This window comes from Actinomyces sp. zg-332 (assembly GCF_011751945.2).
GTDB lineage: Bacteria > Actinomycetota > Actinomycetes > Actinomycetales > Actinomycetaceae > ZJ293.
Genome location: NZ_CP064951.1, coordinates 756,328 through 773,023 on the forward strand (window position 1 = coordinate 756,328; position 16,696 = coordinate 773,023).

The 16,696-nt window shown below is 33.1% G+C and carries 15 protein-coding genes; 5 read left to right on the plus strand and 10 right to left on the minus strand.

What is annotated here, in order from left to right; translation table 11 throughout:
* Positions 1–35: 35 nt before the first annotated feature.
* From HCQ94_RS03030 to HCQ94_RS03050, 5 genes are all read left to right on the plus strand, one after another.
* Positions 36–1,871: an ABC transporter ATP-binding protein/permease gene (locus HCQ94_RS03030; protein ID WP_166981739.1), complete on the plus strand. Its 1,836-nt coding sequence runs from the start codon at positions 36–38 to the stop codon at positions 1,869–1,871.
* Entirely contained in the window at positions 1,868–3,598 is a 1,731-nt protein-coding gene (locus HCQ94_RS03035) for an ABC transporter ATP-binding protein (protein WP_166981741.1), read from the plus strand. The genes HCQ94_RS03030 and HCQ94_RS03035 overlap by 4 nt, the downstream gene beginning before the upstream one ends.
* A gap of 549 nt (positions 3,599–4,147) precedes the next feature.
* Complete coding sequence (locus HCQ94_RS03040) at positions 4,148–4,672, plus strand: helix-turn-helix domain-containing protein (protein ID WP_166981744.1); 525 nt, start codon at positions 4,148–4,150, stop codon at positions 4,670–4,672.
* A complete protein-coding gene (locus HCQ94_RS03045; protein WP_166981746.1) occupies positions 4,672–5,253 on the plus strand; it encodes a PIN domain-containing protein in 582 nt (193 codons plus the stop codon). The genes HCQ94_RS03040 and HCQ94_RS03045 overlap by 1 nt, the downstream gene beginning before the upstream one ends.
* Positions 5,254–5,727: 474 nt before the next feature.
* Complete coding sequence (locus HCQ94_RS03050) at positions 5,728–6,087, plus strand: RNA polymerase-binding protein RbpA (protein WP_166977540.1); 360 nt, start codon at positions 5,728–5,730, stop codon at positions 6,085–6,087.
* 156 nt (positions 6,088–6,243) lie between these two features.
* Here the strand turns inward: HCQ94_RS03050 and HCQ94_RS03055 are convergent, their stop codons facing one another.
* From HCQ94_RS03055 to efeO, 10 genes are all read right to left on the minus strand, one after another.
* On the minus strand, positions 6,244–6,867 hold the full coding sequence (locus HCQ94_RS03055) for an alpha/beta fold hydrolase (protein ID WP_166981749.1): 624 nt from the start codon (positions 6,865–6,867) through the stop codon (positions 6,244–6,246).
* A gap of 144 nt (positions 6,868–7,011) precedes the next feature.
* Entirely contained in the window at positions 7,012–7,572 is a 561-nt protein-coding gene (locus HCQ94_RS03060; protein WP_166977544.1) for a MerR family transcriptional regulator, read from the minus strand.
* A gap of 119 nt (positions 7,573–7,691) precedes the next feature.
* Positions 7,692–8,444, minus strand: a complete 753-nt coding sequence (gene ftsR, locus HCQ94_RS03065) for a transcriptional regulator FtsR (RefSeq protein ID WP_166977546.1) — start codon at positions 8,442–8,444, stop codon at positions 7,692–7,694.
* Positions 8,437–8,880, minus strand: coding sequence for an FHA domain-containing protein (locus HCQ94_RS03070; RefSeq protein ID WP_166977548.1), 444 nt, complete (start codon positions 8,878–8,880; stop codon positions 8,437–8,439). The genes ftsR and HCQ94_RS03070 overlap by 8 nt, the downstream gene beginning before the upstream one ends.
* A gap of 254 nt (positions 8,881–9,134) precedes the next feature.
* Positions 9,135–11,735, minus strand: a complete 2,601-nt coding sequence (gene pepN, locus HCQ94_RS03075) for an aminopeptidase N (RefSeq protein ID WP_166981752.1) — start codon at positions 11,733–11,735, stop codon at positions 9,135–9,137.
* A gap of 123 nt (positions 11,736–11,858) precedes the next feature.
* On the minus strand, positions 11,859–12,053 hold the full coding sequence (gene tatA, locus HCQ94_RS03080) for a twin-arginine translocase TatA/TatE family subunit (RefSeq protein WP_166981754.1): 195 nt from the start codon (positions 12,051–12,053) through the stop codon (positions 11,859–11,861).
* Positions 12,054–12,057: 4 nt separating this feature from the next.
* A complete protein-coding gene (gene tatC, locus HCQ94_RS03085; protein WP_198426302.1) occupies positions 12,058–12,750 on the minus strand; it encodes a twin-arginine translocase subunit TatC in 693 nt (230 codons plus the stop codon).
* 50 nt (positions 12,751–12,800) lie between these two features.
* Positions 12,801–14,498, minus strand: coding sequence for an FTR1 family iron permease (locus tag HCQ94_RS03090; protein WP_166982218.1), 1,698 nt, complete (start codon positions 14,496–14,498; stop codon positions 12,801–12,803).
* Entirely contained in the window at positions 14,476–15,708 is a 1,233-nt protein-coding gene (gene efeB / locus HCQ94_RS03095; protein ID WP_166977555.1) for an iron uptake transporter deferrochelatase/peroxidase subunit, read from the minus strand. Before efeB ends, HCQ94_RS03090 begins: the two co-directional genes overlap by 23 nt.
* Entirely contained in the window at positions 15,708–16,559 is an 852-nt protein-coding gene (gene efeO, locus HCQ94_RS03100; protein WP_166981757.1) for an iron uptake system protein EfeO, read from the minus strand. Before efeO ends, efeB begins: the two co-directional genes overlap by 1 nt.
* Between the last annotated feature and the right edge of the window lie 137 nt (positions 16,560–16,696).

The following is a 16,696-nucleotide window of genomic DNA, read 5'->3' on the forward strand; positions in this document are numbered from 1 at the left end:
AAACCATAGTTATATGTTGATAGAAAAAGAGATATATGCTACCACAAATTTTTTCCAAAAAAACTAAAAAAGAAAAGTTGTCGGAAGAAGATAAAATAAGGATTGCTGTTTCTAGTTCTAAAGGTAAAATTCATATCGTACAAAATTACATTCTTTCATCTTTAGGAACAATATGTACAGCATTAGCATTCATTTTCTCTGGAAAAACAATAGGTATATATATCCTAAACTATTATTCAAATGCCAAAGATTTAACTTTACCTACAGCGTTTTTAGGGAATACCTCGGCTGATGCATCTATAAAAATATACTTATATCTTGCCTTAGTGGTTTCAATTTTAGCTTTAGTGTTACCATTATTTCAGAACTTATCTGCTCGTAACCTAGCAGTACAAGAAGAAAGCTGGCTTAGAAAAAAGATACTGTCACACTTATTTGATTTAGGTGGAATGGAAATACCCGAAAATAAAACGGGAGCTATATTATCTACGATAGTGGATGGAAGTGAAAAAGTTTCCTACTATTTGCAGACTTTCTATGGACAAGTTTTTGCATCTTTTAGCGTACCAGTGTTCACAGTGGTGTTGATTAGTGTATTCATCGATCCTATTTCGGGTATAACTTTACTGTTATGTATACCGTTAATACCTCTTATAGTTGGTATGGCGCAAAAGTTATTTAGGAAAGTTTCATCTAAGTCCAGAAATGCTAGAGTTCGCCTAGCTGGACAATACTTAGAAGCAATACAAGGTATTGTCACTTTGCGTTTACTAAATGCTCATAAAGTAAAGGAAAGTGAACTTGCTGAATACGGAGAAAATAATAGAAAAGCAATTATGAGCCTATTGGCTTCTAATCAGTTAATTATTTTCGTTGTAGACGCCGTGTTTTCACTATTTTCGGTAACAATTACAACATTTTTAGCAACATATCGTTTATATACAGGTTCTATTGCTATTGACAGTGCAATAGCTTTGATATTAGTTTCTATTGTTTTCATGGAGCCTTTAGATCAAGCAGCCGCTTTCTTCTATGTCGGTATGGGAGGGATGGCAAGTAAACGCAAGATTCAAGAAATCTTCCGTATGAAAACTTATAAGGATTCAGACCACGAATCCAACTCATATATGATTTATAATATTATGTATCATAAAGATGATAATAAAGCTCTTTCTGTGAATAATTTATCGTTTAAATATAATGTTTTTTCTAATAAAAATATTCTAGATAACCTTACATTTGATGTATATAAAGGTGAAAAAATAGCTATTGTTGGACCTAGTGGTAATGGTAAATCAACTTTAATAAAAATATTGAAAGGCTATTTGTTACCTACTCAAGGTAGTGTAATAGTGAAAAATATACCTTTTGGTTTAGAAAATATAGATATAGTTAGACAAAACTCTGCTTTCGTTAGCCAGAGTACATGGCTCTTTAACATGAGCATTAAAGATAATTTGTTGCTTTCAAAACCCAACGCTAGCGAAGAACAAATTTGGGATGCTTTAGAAAAAGCTTATATAGCTTCTGAAATTAAGAGCTTGCCTATGGGATTAGACACAATAGTAGGGGAACAGGGGATAAGTATATCAGGTGGACAGGCACAGCGTTTATCAATTGCAAGAGCCTTTCTTTCAGATCGCGACATTTTGATATTTGATGAACCAACTTCGCAAATTGACCTTATTTCTGAAAAGAAAATATTAGAGTCCATACGAAACATTCCTCGTGATAAAACTCTAATCATGGTAACTCACCGTCCTAATAACTTAGGAAGTGTAAACCGTATATTTTATATTGAAAACGCAAAGCTTCGTATAGAAACTGTAGAGCTAAAAAATAGTGATGACATAAGCAGGGGTGAAGAATGATTCAAATAGTCAAGTGGCTTATAAGCATAACTCGTCACGTTTTGTCGCCTTTGTTTATTTCTACAATTTGTAGGATACTTGATCAATTTTTAGGCATTAGTCTATATCTGATTTCCGTATGGTCTATTTTTAAAATATACTCTTTTAGTCAAACTGATGGTCCAGATTATTCCTTCATTTTTAAAGTCCTTATTGCTCTTGTAATTATTGCTTTATCTAAGGCATTTTTGCGTTATGGAGAACAATTTTTTGGACACTATGTTGCTTTCAAATCTCTAGAGTTGCTTAGAAGAGAGCTATTTGCAAAGCTATGGCCACAAGCTCCAGCTGTAATGTATAAAGCCAATAGTGGAGATTTATTAGCAGTTGCTACAAAAGATATAGATCGTATTGAGGTATTTTTTGCTCATACTTTTGCTCCAGCTGTTTCTGCAATAGTGGTTTCAGCAACTGCTATCGGATTTGGATTTTATTTTACTAATTCCTCTGTTGCACTTGTTGCTTTATTCTTTGTGTTCTCATCATTAGTTGTAGTTCCTTTATATGGTCAACGTAAAATAATTTCTTTACAAAATGAGTACATTTCTAAACGTGGGGTAATGGCTGCTCACATGACTGACTCATTGCAAGGCATTAACGAAATCATAGGGTATGGTGCAGAAAATAAACGTTTAGATGAACTAGACAATCTTCATAAGGATATTTTATCTAGTATAAGCTACACGAATACAGTTTTTGCCGCTAGACGTGGTATAAATAATTTCATTTGGGTTATACAAATTCCTATTTTGTTTATCACAGGAATTCACACTCATGCTCAGATTGTAAACTTAGTATTATTTATAGTTGCTACTATACGTTTAAATGAAGTTTTGCGTGGGGTAGAGGGGTTTTCAACTGATTTGAACGCTTCGCTTGCTTGTGCTAAGCGCTTGTATGAAATATGTAATACTGAGCCCATAGTAAGTAATGATGGGGAAGAAGTTGAGCAAGCTGATTCGTATGGAATCAAAATCAATAATTTATATTTTACTTATCCAGGAACTGAACGTGAAGTTTTAAAGAATATAAACCTAAACTTTGCTCCGAATACTTGGTCTTGTATTGTTGGCTCAACAGGTTGTGGTAAATCTACGTTGATGAATTTAGTTCAACGTTTTTTTGAGCCCAAAACAGGGGAGATTTTGCTTAACGGAAAAAATATTAATGCTATAAGTGTTGATTCTTTGAGAACTTGTGTAAGTTTAGTGACGCAAAATACTTATCTTTTCAACGATACTATTTTAAATAATTTACGTTTAGCTAATCCTAATGCTAGTGAAGAAAAGATTTGGAACGCTTTGCGTATTGCTTGTTTGGACGAAGAGATAAAGGGATTTGATTTAGGTTTGCAAACGTTAGTGGGTGAAAAAGGTAAGTCTTTATCTGGTGGTCAAGTTCAGCGTTTATGTTTAGCTCGTGCTGTTTTATTGAACTCTAAAGTGCTGATATTGGATGAGTTTACTGCACATCTTAACACTGAATTAGAAGAAAAAGTGCGTTCTCGTATACGAAAGTATCTACCAAATACGACAATTATTGAGATAACTCACCGTTTGGATGCTATAAAAGACGCTGACCAAGTTGTTGTCATGGATAGTGGCAAAGTAATAGAACAGGAAAATCCAAGCGTATTATTACATAATGAATACAGTGCTTTAAATACTTTATTGCGCAGAGGAGTATAGATTCATATTTTCCCTTTTTTGTACTTACACTTTAAGTAAGTCTTGCAAAGCTGTATTTTCTATTTTTCAAAAGGGGAGTGAGCATAATGCTCAGAAAACGAAGAAAACAATGTTTTGTCTGTAACCCTGTTCTTTCAAGCTTCAGTAAAGTGTTTATCGTCACTCTCAATGTTGCTGTAGCTTCGATTTATGGTACTGTTAGTGTTTCAGCTTTAACATCGAAATTATGTATTACTGTTACATCCACACCAAACCAATACTTCACCTACAAATCACCTACATAACCAATATGCTAGTAATATAAACACTAATCAGTCTAGTGTTGAAGACTATATTAATGGTGAACACTAAATGTACTTTTTTACTAACCATGAAACTTATGTAGTGTTTCACAAAAACATTAAGAACACAACGCTAACAAACAGATAAGACTTTAGTTTATAACACAAAAATATTAATTTTCGTTTTTTTCGTTTTGGTTGTTGTTTTTGAGTATTCATTCTATATAAAATATTTTTATAACTAAACGGAAGTAAAAGGAATATAAGGATGGGTAATACTACAAAAAATAAGAATATGCTTAGAAATATACCTCCAAGTAAAGATGTAGAAAATAGGCAAAGGTTTGATGAAATAACACAAGGAATTTTCTTTCCTTCAGATAAAAATGTAAAAAATCTTGATGAAGTTATTGATATTTTAGATAAACAAATTAGCCTAAAGATAGTAACTAGTGAAAATGAAGAGATTGAATTACCTGAAAATGTATGTGATATTTTAATGTCTGTATTAAATGGAATGTCCGAAGGTAAAGCTATCCAAATACTACCATTAGACCAAAAATTAACCACAACTCAAGCCGCTGATTTTCTAGATATCTCACGTCCAACACTAGTAACGCTATTAGAAGAAGGGAAAATCCCTTACGAAAAACCGAGAAGGCATAGACAAGTATATCTTAGTGATCTTATAGCTTTCAAAGAAAAACAACGTGCAATACGCGAAGAAGTGCTAGTAAACCTTACGATACAGGCAGACAGAATAGGTGCATACGATTATATCGAGGAAAACTAATGTTATATAAAGTCGTGTTAGACACTAATGTACTTGTTCCTAGTATTCTACGAGATGTTTTACTATCGTTAGCTAACGAGGAAATATATAAACCTGTATGGAGTAACGAAATCTTAGAAGAACTAGAAAGAACTCTACTAGTAAAACTAGAAGTAGGGGAAGGGCAAATAAAATATTTATTTGAACAATTCAAAATATTTTTCCCAGACTCTTGTTATGACTTATCCCTTTATAGTCAAACTAAGCCTGTTGGGTTAAAAGATAAAAATGATGAACACGTAATAAGATTGGCACTCGTTAGTGGCTCCGAAACTATAGTTACAGAAAACCTGCAAGATTTCCCTAAAGAAAAATTACCAGAAGATATAGAGGTTATAAACTCTAAAGAATTCCTTTTAAATCAACTAGATTTAGAACCAAAAGAATTCTTCAAAGCACTAGAAAATGTTTCCTATCGTCAACAAAAAAGAGGAAAAAACTTATCCGTATTAGACATACTACAAATACTAGAAGAAAAACATAACTGTAAAGGAATAATCAAAGAAGTAAAACAATACGGATACACCTTTAATAATGAATAAACAAACGCTAAGAACACAACGCTAGCATTCTCCTTATTTAGAACGAAATAGTAAGTATATGGAAATGTATAAGAAAAATTGGGGAGACATGAAATATAGAAGAGAAAATACTTGTAGCTTCTTTTTAAAGTAAAATCTGACATAATATATATTATCGGATAACTATTATATGTTATTGGTGAAGTATGTACTTTTATAACTTATATACACTGACTTACTGTATTAAATAAATTATTATAAACTCTAGTAATAAATTCTTATTAAGAACATGTTTATAAAGCAGTCATTTTTAAATATAGCTTTTTGTGCCCATATTAATGTTATATAAACTCACTTATTATTTCCTTGCTTCTTACTATATTAAATACACCTACAAACCTTTATTTATTAGATATTCTTATGAACGTAATATTGAAAAAAATCGTAAAAAATATTATAATATGTGACTAGCGTTTTATTTTTTAAGGATTAAAATTGGCAAATCGTTCATTACGAGGCATGGGCCTTGGAAATCAAAGTTTAGAAACAGAAGACGGCGTTGTTTTAGCAAAACGTTATGATTGTGATTACTTATGTATAAATGGTCATGAATTTTCTATTACTTTTGCTCTAGATGTACAGCCTCCAAAGACTTGGGAATGTCATTGTAGTGCAAAAGCTTATCTAAAAGGTGGAGAAGATTTCGAAGCTGACTTGAAAGTAATGCATGCTCAGCGAACACATTGGGATATGCTTATTGAACGTCGCTCTGAAGAAGAACTTGAAGAGTTACTAGAACAACAGTTACAAGCTTTACGTAATGGTGATTTACGTCGTAGAAGCTTTACAATGTAGAATAAAGTTTTTATTTTGCCTCAAGATTCCCCTAAGAAACTGGGAGTTTTGAAGCATTTTATTTGCTAACAATAAGGCAAAGTTATCCGTCAGCTCAAAGTTTTTTAGGGAAAAGCCATTTGACCTGACTGTTTATTCAAATAAGTGTTTTCTCACCTACGCTATTTTATTTTCTTTATAAAAGTGATTGATTACTTCCGCTAGTTTTCGTGGGTTTTCCTCATTAATTACATGTCCAGCTTTTTCAATCATAACTAAGGTAGAATTAAGTAAAATACTGTTCATTTCTTTGGCAGCTTTTTTGTTAAAAGTATCTTTCTCACCAAAAATAATTAGAGATTTAGTTTCAACCTTTGATAAATCATTTGTGAAATTTATATTTTCCATACTTTTTAGTATGTTGATAAAGTTTTCTTTGGAAAATCCAGTCTTAGAAAACTTTGTTGCAGGTAAGAATTTGAATATTACACTTTGAAGCTTCAGTAGGAATCTAGGCATTTTATACTGCCCATTTACTATTACAATTGAATTAACTTTATTTGGAAAATCTATAGCATAATTTAATGCTAGTACTCCTCCAAGGGAAAGTCCAACTAGGTTTATCTTGGAATCATCTTTAGCGCATACTTCTTTTAGATTTTCATACAAAACCGAGTAATCTAGTACAGTATCATTAGCGGTAAAATCTATGTATTCAATATTAGTAGTAAGAAGATTATCTCTTACTTCATTCCAACTTTTGCTATCTTGACCTAAGCCATGTATAAAAATATTTCTCATAATTTCTTTTTCTAACCTATTTGAGTATAACGAGCACTTCCCTATTTACTATCTACACATCTATGGAATTTTCTGAGGATTTATAAATAACTCTAATAAAAAGTGCCTGCTTTAAAAAGAAGGCACAATTTAGAAAGTATAAAATTAAACGATATTTTTCTTTGCTCTGTATCTAGATAAGTCATCTTGACCATTAGCAAGTTCGTCTGCACGTTGTGAAGGAAATTTAACAAGAGTACCTTCTACTTCACGCCATACGCTACCTATAGCTATGCCAAAGACACCTTGTCCTCCTTGAACTAAGTCAAAGATTTCATCCGCACTAGTGCATTCATATACAGTAGCTCCGTCACTCATCAAAGTAATACTAGCTAAATCATCAACATTACGTGATTTTAAATGGTCAATAGCTTCTCGGATTTGTTGTAGTGAAACACCAGTATCTAAAAGGCGTTTAACAACTTTTAGTACCAAAATATCACGGAAAGAATAAAGCCTTTGTGAACCAGAGCCTTTAGCGCAACGAATAGTAGGCTCTACTAAACCTGTCCTAGCCCAGTAGTCTAATTGGCGGTAAGTAATGCCAACAGCCTTACTGGCTACAGGACCACGATATCCAGTTTCCATATCTAAATCAGGCAAACCATCATCGAATAAACGGCCTTGAGGACGTTGTAACTTAGGTTCGTTTTTGTTTGCGTCCATAAAAGTTATCCTTCAATAAATCTTGCTAACAGTAAAACTTTATAGCATAGATTTAAAACTTCAAGTATATAAACCCTAATGTTCAACTTTAAGTTTAAAAATAGTTTTACACAGGGTAATTACTGTAGTCTCTCAATCTGGTCATGCAATAATTCAGATTGCAATCGTACAATCAAATCACCTAATTCATGAGCCCTATTAGCACATCTTTCTTTAGCTATAGATGACTTATTCGTACGGATATGTGATGTCACTCTATCGATGCTGTCAGCAAAGTTCAAAGACGCTATGAAAAGAGGACGTAATTTACGAATATCTACACCAGCTCTAGTCAGTTCCTTGATAAAACCAACTATTTTTATAGAAGAAACACGGAATCTACCAACTACATCAGTTTGTAGGAAACCATATTTAACCATTTCATCAAGTTCATCTTTTTCTAGACCTGTGTAATCCAGTAGTTCCCTAGTAGTAATATATTCAACAGATGGTAGAACAGTATTTCCATCTCTAGAAATAACTTTTACCTTTGAAACTTCTTCAATCTTTTTACCTAGGTCAAGCATTTCTAGATTACTTAAAATAATATCTAAAGGTAAGAAAGAATCACGCTGAGCCGAGATAGCGTAACGCAAACGCTGATAATCAGCTTGAGAGAATTTTCTAAAGCCGCCCTCTGAACGAGAAGGATTTACGATTCCTTTTTCATTCCAATGTCTAATCTTAGATAAAGTAACTGATGGAAATTCTTTAGCTAATAAGTCACGAACTTCACCAATAGTCATAGTAGGTTCGTGAGAAACATTGTGAGGCCAATACCCTTTTTCTGTCCTATTTGTAGAAAAATTACGAACACTGCTAGTGTTAGTCAAGGTTTACTCCTTTTACACTAGTATGATAAGTCAAACGAAATTTGCCAATTTGTACTTCGTCCCCCACTGATAGTTCACATGTATCTACGAGTTCACGGTTAACATAAGTACCATTTAAGCTACCAGCATCACGAACCAAAAATCCTCCATTTGATGCTTCAAAAATTGCGTGCTTCCTAGATACAGTAACATCATCTAAAAAGATATCGCTATCAGGATGACGACCTACAGTAATTGTCTGGCTATTCAAAAGAAAACGTGAACCTACACTAGGACCACTTTTAACAATCAACAAAGCACTTCCAAATGGCAAAGCCACAACTGCTGCTTTATCCTCTTCTGAAAGAATAGCGATAGCAGAAGAATTCAAATCATCTGTTGAAATAGCACCAAATATTGCGGTCGAAGTAGGATCGATAACTTCATCATCAATCATGAGTCCTCCTTGAAGTGCTAGTAAAGTAAACAGATACCTTTAAGTTTAGAATTAAAATCTGAATAAATAAAGATGAAAAAATAAAAACTAAAATTTGAAAACTTTAAAATTTAGCTAAGAGTTACAATTTGATTAAAAAATCTTGCAATTTTTCTATATTTTCCTACAAAGAATAAACAGAAAAAACTGAAGCCAGTTCTACTTTTAATAATTCGTATATAGAACTGACTCCATATTTTAACATTTTATTTACATTAATTTACGCTCTGTGTTCTCAAAGATTTGAGAGCTAAATCGTAATTTTCAACTATTAGCTTTCGCAATACATGAGGAGCTGAAAGGTTAGTTGTCAACCAGTTACGAGTCTTCTCTAAAACTGGATTGTAATCAGGTAGTACATCTGCAACGTAAAATGTCTTAGGGAACAAACCGTGAGTTATATGACGTGCCATAACTATAGATCGCTCATTCCAAAGCTGCTCAATACGTTCAAAATACTTATCAGCATATACTAGCTTTTCTTCATCTGATAAATGAGTATTAAATCCATCTAGCAGAGCTAATAATTGCTCATTACTTAGGGTTTTATTTGTACATATTTCTTCAAATAGAGCTTGTTTTTTACCGTCACCTAAGATACTAGCTTTAGCTCTCATATATCCTATAATGCCCTCTCCACTTGGATCTTTTTCTTTCAAAGCATCCAAATCAGACAAATCATAGACATTATAAATAGCTAAAACTCTTGCTACTTGCCACATCAACTGTAAATCAGTTTCAAAATTATCTACGTTATTATTTACAAGTTCCAAAAGTTTTTCAGCATGGGTATCTTCAGCAAAATCAGCAGAATCTAATCTTGAAGCAAAGTTTAGATATGCTTTAGCCCAAGCCAGTTTTAGATCATAGCTAGGTGCATCTAAAATTATTGAATGAGTAAAACGAGCTAGCGAAGCAAGAGCTGTACGAGAATTTTCAGGTTTCATACATGATACAAGTGTTTGAGTCTGATCTAGAACACACTGCACAATCGCATCGTTTTCTTCCCTATGCAAGTTGTTTAAAACGATTTCTAAATAAGTATTTATTGGGAGTATACCATCTCGTGCCTGTGTAAATAGAGACAACCAAAGCACTGCTCTTGTTAATGAGCTTTCTATGGTATGCATTCCTTTAACTAAGTTTGATACAGAAGTATCATCTACTCGTGTAATCGCATAGGTCAAATCTTCATCATTTATGACCAAAACATCCGGCTTAGCAAGTCCTACAGCTGAGTCTATATCTACTGTCTCATCAGCTAGTTCCACATCTAGGCATTCATAACGAACAAGTTTAGGATTGGATGAGTTTTCCTCAGATATAAAGCGATACAAACCAAGTTTTAACTGATGAGGACGAATAACCTTTTCACCACTTACAGTTATGCATTCTTGCTTTAGAGATAAAGAAATAATCTCATCACCTTCACTAGCTATACGTGCTGTAATAACTGAAGCATTAGTTGTATTCAGCCACTTTTCAATCCAGTCATCAAAATCTTTATCAATAACTTTATTCAAAGACTTAGTTAAATCAACCAAAGTTGTAGCTTTATAAGCATTGTGTTTAAAGTAGTCAGCAGCTGCTTTAAAGAAGTTTTCCTCCCCTACCCACGCAACTAGCTGTTTCAAAACAGAAGCACCTTTAGCGTAAGTAATGCCATCGAAGTTTTCAGAAGCAGCATCAACATCTTTTATATCAGCAAGAATAGGGTGAGTTGTAGGCAAAGAGTCTTGCTGATATGCCCAAGCTTTGCGTCTACATGCAAAAGCAGACCAAGCCTGCTTATACTTCGTAGCAAAAGCTGTTGTAAAAGTACCTTGATGGTCAGCAAAAGATTCTTTCAACCATAAATCATCCCACCAAAGTGGAGTAACTAAGTCTCCAAACCACATATGACACATCTCATGCAAAATAGTATTGGCACGGCTTTGTCTATCAGCAATAGTTGGAGTGTTCTTAAATAAGAATTTCTTTTCACTATATGTAATACAACCTGGATTTTCCATAGCTCCTATATTGTATTCAGGAACTAAAATTTGATCATATTTACCCCATGGGTATGGATAATCATAGTTTTTATTGTAGAACTCTAAACCACACTTCGTTACATACAAGAAATCTTCATAGTCAAAGTACTTTGATAAACTTTGTCTACAGTAAACGCCCAAATCAATTTTTTGTCCACTATTAGGATCTACGTATTCTTCAGTGACTTTGAAATATTCACCAGCAACAATTGCTGTAATATATGAAGATAGTTTTGGAGTAGGTTTAAAAACATGCTTACTTGCATTACCTGTAGCTTCGCTACTATCTTCAGGACTATTTGACAATACAATCCAAGATTGTGGAGCAATTACTGTAAAGTTCCAATTAGCTTTTAAATCTGGCTGGTCAAAGCAGGCATAAACTTTTCTAGCAGCTGTTGGTTCATAGTGAGTATAAAGGTAACAACGTCCATCTTCTGGATCAAAATATCTGTGTAGTCCTTCACCGGTAATTGAATAATAGCATTTAGCACTAACTTTAACAGTATTAGTCTTATTAGGAGTTAGTCCTGAAATAAAAAGTTTACTACCGTCATATTCGAAATCTGCTATCTGTCCGTTGATAGCTACTGATTCGATGCTTTCGGCAATAATATCAAAAAAAGTCTCTTCTACTTTTGGTGTGAAAGTGAGTGAAGAATAAGAATCAAAAGTTTTATTATCTTTATTTTCAGCCTCTAATAGATCGAGTTCAACATCCATCGTTGCCAAATCTATTGTATTTGATCGTTCATGTGCTTCTATTTTAGTTAAAGTATTCATATAATAAAGTCTATTACATATTTGAATGTTAATAAAATATAAATTGATATATAGAGTAGTTTATTTATTTTAAACAATAGATAAACTAAGTATTTACTATCTCAATAGCCTAATACTACTTCCCTACTCCTCTTTATTTTCCTTCTTTTCTTTTTCTTCGTTAGAATCGCTAATATCAGAAACTGACTTTTTAAATTCCTTAATCATTTTTCCAATTGAGCTACCCAATTCAGGTAGTTTTTTAGGACCAAAAATAATTAATGCACCTAATACAATAAGTATTATTCCTGGTAGTCCGATATCATTTAGAAAACTCACTTTATTACTCCTCTTTTTGAATGGATACTTTTTTACGTCTATAAACTACTTTACTAATTATAACGCCTAACTCATATATTAATACTAATGGGATAGTAGTTATCAGATCACTAGCAAAATCTGGTGGAGTTATGCATACAGCTATAACTAATAAAATAAAGTAAGCGTATTTTCTATTTTTTATCAAGAATTTAGGTGTAAGTATTGATAAAGAAGTTAAGAAAGCAATTACTACTGGAAGTTCAAATAAAACTCCGAGTGGAACAGTTGTATGTATTACGAAAAGTAAATAGTTATAAGCTGTTATCTGTACATCGAAGATTCCCTTACCTAAACCCAACAATACACTTAGCAGTAAAGGACTAACTACTAGCAGACCAAATAAAAATCCGATAACAAAGCAAACGAAAACTGCTGGCACGTAGCCTAATAACACTTTTGCTTCATTACGTTTTAAACCTGGAGCTACAAAAGCCCAAATATGGTAAGCAATAAAAGGTAGGGAAAAAACAACTGATGACCACCCTGCTATTAGCAAATATATATGCAAAATTTCGCTTGGACTCAAAACTAAAAGTTTCTTATCAAAGCCTGATGTGAGTAGCTCATAAATATTTCCAGCAAATACTAGAGAAATAATAAACACACATACGAAAAAGACAAGAATATAGATTAGTCTTTTACGCAGTTCTCCCAAGTGGTCAACTATTGTTTCTTCATTTTCAGTTACATAAGCAACATCGCTACCTATGTAACTTTGAATGCTTTTTTTATTGAAATTACTCCTATTATAAATAGGAAAATCAACTGAGAAATTATGCCTTCTGCTGTTGGATATATACCAAGTAGCTCAACTGTTGGTATGAAGCTTAGAATATGGCTTGGGAATATATCTGTTAGTTGTAGTATATGTATGCTTACACCTAACATTTTGAAGGCTAAACCGTAAATTAGTATTGTTAAAACTAAGAAAACTAAATGTATAGGAATCTTAGCTGATAGTTTCAACATTATGAAAGCTAAAGCTAACAGCAATACGATTGCTAAAAATATGCCAAGTAGGAAAGCTGTAAGAGAAATTCTAGGGATAATTCCTACATAGAACATTATTGTTTCAGCGCCTTCCCTAAATACCGCTAGGAAAGACAAAGTAAACATTGATATAAAGCTACCAGTTGAGATAGCAACGTTTATTTTAGAATCTACGAATTTTTTCCAAGCAGATATGGAAGATTTGCTGTGTAACCACATACCGATACTAATCATGAAAACTACAGCAACAATACCTACTATACCTTCAATAACTTCTCTATTAGTTCCTGAAGTAAGTGTTGGGAATAGTAACTGTAATGTCACTGCTAATACGCAACTTGCTAATACTCCTACTGCAGCTCCTGCGTAAACCCATTTGAGTCCATTGCGTTGGTTAGCTGCTTTTAACGCACTTACTAAAGCAATAACAATCAATAATGCTTCTACACCTTCACGGATAAGAATTAGTGCAGAATCAACAAAAGTATACTGAGCTTTAGGGTTAATTTCAGATAACTGGCTTATTATTTCTTTTAATATTTTTTGGTTAGATTTATCTTTGCCCTTTACTGAAATAATAGGTATCTGAGTTTCTACTTGTGAATACAAAGAAGCATTTCTAGTCCTAACTTCACCTTCAAAAGTTGGCCAAGACTGAATAAATCTTTTTAAAAGCTGTTCGCCATCTTTATACTTTCCTTGTTCAAAAGCAGCTAATCCTTTTTCAAGTACGCTTATACCTTTTTCTAAAGTGCTTATATCACTAGAGTATGATACTTTTTTCCCACTCAAAAAATCTGTGATAGCTTGGGATAAATCCTCATAAGCACTTTTGACACTAGAATGAGAAAAAGGTTGCATTTCCATAGAACTTCTTAGGAATGAAAGCCCTGTCTCAATTTTTCCGTAGTGACTAATGCTACGAGCACGTACAAAGGACTCATTTCTTACCCAAAGAGAGTTGAAAGCAGAATACTGTGCTTTCATTTGGTCGAGGTCTGTACCTTCAACTACGGTTTTGAGTTCTTGCAAACCAGGTAAAACTTTTGATTCAAATTTAGCTTTTTCTGCCTTTTCATCAACTGGATTTTGCTCTTTTTCAAAAGATAACAAAGCAGAAGATACTTTTCTTATACTTTCTTTAGTAAGAGTATTTTGGGCTGAAAGTATTTCTTGTTTTACTTTCATTCCGGCTTTGGAATTAGAATTTGGTAATCCTTCAAAGCTAGTTTTTATATCAGCAAGCAAACTTTGTGCTTTCGAGTTATCTTTCTTATCAATAGCATCAGAAATATCTGTAATTTTAATAAAAAGATCACTATATTCATTTGTAGCGTAAGCTTGTAATCCGCTAAAGAGTATAAAAGCTACTACTAAACTCGCAAAGATTTTATTCAAATAAGTTTTTACCAATGTATTCACCTTTTTTAACTCCAGGGAAACAAGCAAACAAACCACTACCAATATGAGTTATGTACTCATTCATTTTATCTTCTGAACCCAAACTATTTTGTACATCTACAAACTGTTTAGGATCTTTTTGGAAAGAAATAAATAGTAGCCCTGAATCAAATTGTCCAGTTTCTTCTATTAAACCATCAGAGAAAGAATAGCCACGTCTAAATATTTCTTTTTTAGCTTTCTTAGCTAGATGAACGTGAGAATCTTCAGGTATAACGAAGTTACCATTTTTATCTTTCTTAGTGATATCAACCGTTGCAAATTCATCACTTTCTCCAAATGGTGCTCCGCTTTCTTTATATCTGCCAAAGGTATTTTCTTGTTCTTGTAAACTGGTTCTATCCCATGTTTCTAGATGCATTTGTATTTTACGTACTACCATATACGTGCCATCTTTTAACCAGTCGTTTTTGTCACGCCAAATTATTTGCTTGTATTTTTCTTCAGTGGAAACATTGGCTGTGCCATCTTTGAAACCGAATAAGTTTCTTGGGGTTTCGTTTTTCTTTCCTTTAGTAAATCCACTTTGTCCCCAACGCATAGTAACAGTGTTTCTAGCTTTTCTAACTAGGTTTCTGACAGCGTGAAAGGCAACTTGTGCATCATTTGCGCAAGCTTGTATACAGATGTCTCCTCCACTGTATTTTTCCTTAATCTGGTCACGTGGAAAGTGAGGTAAATCTTTGAATTCTGCTGGTTTTTTAGCATTTAAATTTAATTTAGATAGGAAAGAAGTACTTATACCAAAAGTAAGTGTTAGGTTATATGGGTTCATTCCCATAACTTCACCAGTATCTAATGGAGGTAAAAGACCATTTTCAAGTTCTTCACCGACTAATTTACCTGACATTAATTTTTCTGAATACTCAGTCCAATCTTTGAACATTTTCTTAACTTCTTTAATATCAGTTGAATGTAAATCTACTACCATTAGATACACATGACTTTGAGCAGGAGTGGTGATTCCGCTCTGGTGTTTACCGTATAGGGAATACTCATTACCGCCATCTATTTCATTAGCAAGACTATGATTTTTAGACCCTAATACTGCACCAACTACAGAACCACCCACTATAGTTCCTGCACCAGCAATTCCCGCTTTTTTTAGGAAGTCACGTCGAGTAATTTTTTTGTCAATCCATTGCTGGTTGTCATCACTCATTATTTTTTAGCTCCTACAATGATGCCCATTTGTGATAATGGTTCACCTAGTTTAGTTACTGCTTCGGCTAGTTTCTTTGTATCTTCCTTAGATAGATCTATATACAACTTGTAGTTTTCTTTGTCTGTCATATATGAATCCAGTAAACCGTTTACTGTTTTAAATTCTTTCTTCAAAGTTTCAACAAGTTTTGGATCTTTTTCTTTAATAGCTGGTGTGAATATTTCAAATATTTTTTCAGCACCTTGTATATTAGCTCTGAAGTCATATAGATCTGTATGGGAGTATACTTCTTCTTCTCCAGTGATTTTCTGAGTTGCTACTTCGTTTAGCAAGTCAACAGAACCTGTAAGCATTAATTCAGGGGTAACGTCTACAGTCAAAATTTTTGCTTTCAACTCTTTAATATCGTTTACTAACTGTTCAGCATAATTTTGAACACCATCTAGAGTATTTTTCTCCCATAGGATTTGTTCTATTTTGTGGTATCCAGCCCAGCCTTCTTCAGTTTTGAACTCTTCTTTGAAATCTGCAAGACGGAAGTCAATTTTCACGTCTAGTTCAGAAAAAGATTCAGCTATTGGTTCTGAGCGTTCGTAAGCCATACGGATAAGTGGATACTCAGCTTTTACTTTCGCAATATCGCCTGATTTTATAGTTTCTACCCATTTTTGTGTATCTAGCAATAATTTGTCAATTTGTTGTTCAACGAAATTTTTATATTCTTTAGTCTCTTTTTCAAAAGTAACTGCTGGCTTTGTGTCTTTTACTTCTTTTGAAGTATCTTGGCTACTACAGCCTGTTAAAAACAATAGTGATGATAGAGTTAGTACAGCAATTGTTTTTTTCATATTCTTCTCATTTCGTGAATTAACATTACCAGATACTAGTATAAATTAGGTTACCCTTACCTAAAAGTGATTTTAGTAAATTTTATAATTTTTATACTTATGTATCTTTTTCGAAATATTATAAACGTAAGTTAAAA

Bases quoted from the DNA above. Each gene is read 5' to 3' on its own strand.
- HCQ94_RS03030 (WP_166981739.1), top strand. From the start codon at position 36: ATGCTACCACAAATTTTTTCCAAAAAAACTAAAAAAGAAAAGTTGTCG.
- HCQ94_RS03035 (WP_166981741.1), top strand. From the start codon at position 1,868: ATGATTCAAATAGTCAAGTGGCTTATAAGCATAACTCGTCACGTTTTG.
- HCQ94_RS03040 (WP_166981744.1), top strand. From the start codon at position 4,148: ATGGGTAATACTACAAAAAATAAGAATATGCTTAGAAATATACCTCCA.
- HCQ94_RS03045 (WP_166981746.1), top strand. From the start codon at position 4,672: ATGTTATATAAAGTCGTGTTAGACACTAATGTACTTGTTCCTAGTATT.
- HCQ94_RS03055 (WP_166981749.1), bottom strand. From the start codon at position 6,867: ATGAGAAATATTTTTATACATGGCTTAGGTCAAGATAGCAAAAGTTGG.
- HCQ94_RS03060 (WP_166977544.1), bottom strand. From the start codon at position 7,572: ATGGACGCAAACAAAAACGAACCTAAGTTACAACGTCCTCAAGGCCGT.
- HCQ94_RS03070 (WP_166977548.1), bottom strand. From the start codon at position 8,880: ATGATTGATGATGAAGTTATCGATCCTACTTCGACCGCAATATTTGGT.
- pepN (WP_166981752.1), bottom strand. From the start codon at position 11,735: ATGAATACTTTAACTAAAATAGAAGCACATGAACGATCAAATACAATA.
- efeB (WP_166977555.1), bottom strand. From the start codon at position 15,708: ATGAGTGATGACAACCAGCAATGGATTGACAAAAAAATTACTCGACGT.
- efeO (WP_166981757.1), bottom strand. From the start codon at position 16,559: ATGAAAAAAACAATTGCTGTACTAACTCTATCATCACTATTGTTTTTA.